Origin of the sequence: Rhodobacter capsulatus, assembly GCF_005144475.1 — a bacterium.
In the GTDB taxonomy this organism is placed as follows: Bacteria; Pseudomonadota; Alphaproteobacteria; order Rhodobacterales; family Rhodobacteraceae; genus Rhodobacter; species Rhodobacter capsulatus_C.
The window spans coordinates 1-3,076 of record NZ_SWJZ01000157.1; the positions used below are offsets into that span (position 1 = coordinate 1).

Here is a 3,076-nt window from a genome sequence, read left to right on the forward strand (position 1 = left end):
GCGTCGACCTCGAAGACCTGGAACTCGGTCGCATGGCCGAAATGCTGGTTGATCCGGCCGCCGCCCTGGGTCGTCACCGCCACCAGAAGCTTCGGCGAGGTTGCCGCCACCGCCGCCTCGGTCGCGGCCAGCGCCGCTTCGGCCGCGGCACGGCGGTCTTCGCGCTCGGCGCCCACCCAGTCGCGATAGGTTTCGCGCGCGGCGGGGTCGTAGACCGGCGCCTCGGGGACCAGATCGAGGGTGAATTCCTGCCCCCGGTCCTCGCCCAGAAGCCCCACCGCATCGGCGCGGCACTGGCGGCAATGCTTCATCAGATTGGCGCCGCCCGCGCAGGCCTCCTGCACCGCCAGAAGCTCGGCCGCCGAGGGCCCGCGCTGCCCGGTCAGGCCGAAATGCGTGCCATGTTCGGGCGCCGAAATCAGCGGCATGATGTTGTGCAAAAACGCGCCGCGGCGTTTGACCTCGCGGTTCACCTCCAGCAGATGCGCGTCGTTGATGCCGGGGATCAGCACCGAATTCACCTTGACCAGGATCCCCCGCGCCACAAGCCCATCCAGCGCCGCCATCTGCCGCTCGTGCAGGATCCGGCTGGCGTCCACGCCGTAGATCCGCTGGCGATTGTGGAAGATCCAGGGGTAGATCCGCGCCCCCACCTCGGGGTCGATCATGTTGATGGTGATCGTGACGTGATCGACATTCATCTCGACCAGTTCGTCCAGGTGATCGGGCAGCGCGAGGCCGTTCGAGGACAGACACAGCTTGATGTCGGGGATCTGCGCCGTCACCAGACGGAAGGTTTCCTTTGTTTTCAGCCAGTCATAGGCGCTGTCGCCCGGCCCGGCGATGCCCAGAACGGACAGCTGCGGCACCTCATTGGCCACCGCGATGACCTTGCGCGCGGCCTCTGCCGGCGTCAGCCGTTCCGACACCACCCCGGGGCGGCTTTCGTTCGAACAATCGTATTTGCGGTTGCAGTAATTGCACTGGATGTTGCAGGCGGGCGCGACGGACACATGCATGCGCGCGAAATAATGATGCGCCTCTTCGGAATAGCAGGGGTGATCCTTGACCTTGGCCCAGGTCGCCGGATCCATGTCTTCGGGTTTTTCCTTGCTGCCACAACCGGTTGCCGATCCGGTCGAGGAACAGCCGCCCGAGGCCATCGCGGCCGAGAGGCTCTCTTTCGAGCCGATCGCAAGGGTGCCAAGGGCCACGACATTGTCCGACATGCTGCTCTCCGTGTTGCTCCCGCGGGGGTCATCGGGGATGCAGCAAGAACCGTGCCAGCCGCCGGGCCGGGGCGATTGGCACAAAGCCTGCGCTTTTGTCGGGAATGCGACAGATCCAAAACAAAGACCCCGGCCAGAGCCGGGGCCCGTCGTCCTGTGCCGCGCCCTCAGATCTTGCGCAGCTCGATCTCGAATTTCTGCAGCGCATAGGCGATCTGCCGCGGCGTCATGCCCAAAAGCCGCGCCGCCTTCGCCTGCACCCAGCCCGCGCTGTCCAGCGCCCGCACCAGCTCTTCGCGGCTCAGCTGCGCGGTCTTCGTGCGCAGCGGCGCCTCTTCGCGCACAGCCTGTCCCGAGGTGGGCGCTTCGGGCTCGGACGGCGCGGCGACCGGCGCTGGCTCGGGCGGCGGCGCGCTCACCCGGACCGTCGGCGTGATCATCCGCCCGACCGCCAGCCCGCCGATCGGCGAGGCCCCGTCCTGCAGCCGGAAGAGTTCGGCGGACAGACAGGCGCCCTGCCGACAGGCCAGCTCCTCGGCCAGCACGATCGCCCCATCCGAGAGCGCCGCGGCCCGGTTCACGCAGTTTTCCAGCTCGCGGACATTGCCCGGAAACTGGCAGCGGCAGATCTGGTCAAAGGCGTCACCGGCGAATTTGACATTGGTGCCGTTTTGCTTGTTGAACCGGTCCAGGAACAGCTGCGCCAAGGGCTTGATGTCGCTTTTGCGGTTGCGCAGCGGCGGCAGCACGATCGGCACGACGCAGATCCGGAAATAAAGATCGGCGCGGAACTGCCCGCGCGCGACGGCATCTTCCAGATCGCGGTTCGTCGCCGCGACGATGCGGGTATCGACCTTGATCGTCTTCGCGCCGCCGACGCGTTCGAACTCGCCCTCCTGCAGCACGCGCAGCAGTTTCGACTGAAAGGCCGGGCTGATCTCGCCGATCTCGTCAAGGAACAGGGTGCCGCCATCGGCCAGCTCGAACCGGCCCTTTTTCAGCGCATTGGCGCCGGTGAAGGCGCCTTTCTCGTGGCCGAAAAGTTCCGATTCCAGAAGGGTTTCCGAAAGCGCGGCGCAGTTGACGCGGATGAACGGCCCTTTCGCGCGGGGGCTTTGGGCGTGCACCGCGCGGGCGAACAATTCCTTGCCGGTGCCGCTTTCGCCGCGCAGCAAAACCGGCATCCGGGTGGAGGCCACGCGCTTGATCTGCGCCACCACCTCGGCGATGGCGGGGCTTGATCCGACGATGCCGTCCAGGCTGACGGGGGCGGCCGGGCCGCGTTGTTCGGTCACCGTCTGCAGCATCCGGCGGGTGTCTTCGAGCGCGCGTTCACGGTCGCGCGCGATGCGGCGGCGAAAGCGCAGCGCCTGTTCGAGCAGCGAGGCGACCATCGTCAGCACCCGCACATCGGCATCGGAAAAGCCCGACCGGTTGTGGTCATGGCTGCGATAGGCGGCCAGCACGCCAAGCACGAAATGGCTGCGTTCGGGGTCGCGCAGCGGCACGGCGATCAGCGTCTGGCCCGCGTCGCGCAGCCGTTTCGGCACCGCCTCGGCGCCGAATTCCGCCGCCAGATCAAAGCTGACAAAGGGCACGCCGGAGCGAAAGACGATCCGCGCCACGGCATCGGGCAGCACATCCGAGGCGGGCGCGTCCGGCGTGCGCTGAAACGCCGTCGCGGCGATGACATAGGGGTTGACGCCCACCCCCTCGCCCGGTTCGGCGAGAGTAGCAAGCACGCCATGGCGCAGATCAAGGAAGGAGGACAGCACGTTGAAGATCTGCGGCACCTCCGCCACCGGATCGGGCGCCGCCGCAAAGGTCTTCGCGATCTCGTAAAGCGC

2 protein-coding genes are annotated in these 3,076 nt (G+C 67.1%); both read right to left on the bottom strand.

Going from position 1 to position 3,076, the window contains the following annotated elements; genetic code table 11:
- Positions 1–1,229: nitrogenase cofactor biosynthesis protein NifB (gene nifB, locus FBT96_RS20405; protein ID WP_136909917.1), on the bottom strand; the 1,229-nt coding region annotated here is incomplete at its 3' end.
- A 167-nt stretch (positions 1,230–1,396) separates the two neighbouring features.
- Positions 1,397–3,076, bottom strand: a 1,680-nt coding sequence (gene nifA, locus FBT96_RS20410) for a nif-specific transcriptional activator NifA (protein WP_136909919.1), incomplete at its 5' end; no start/stop codon positions are given.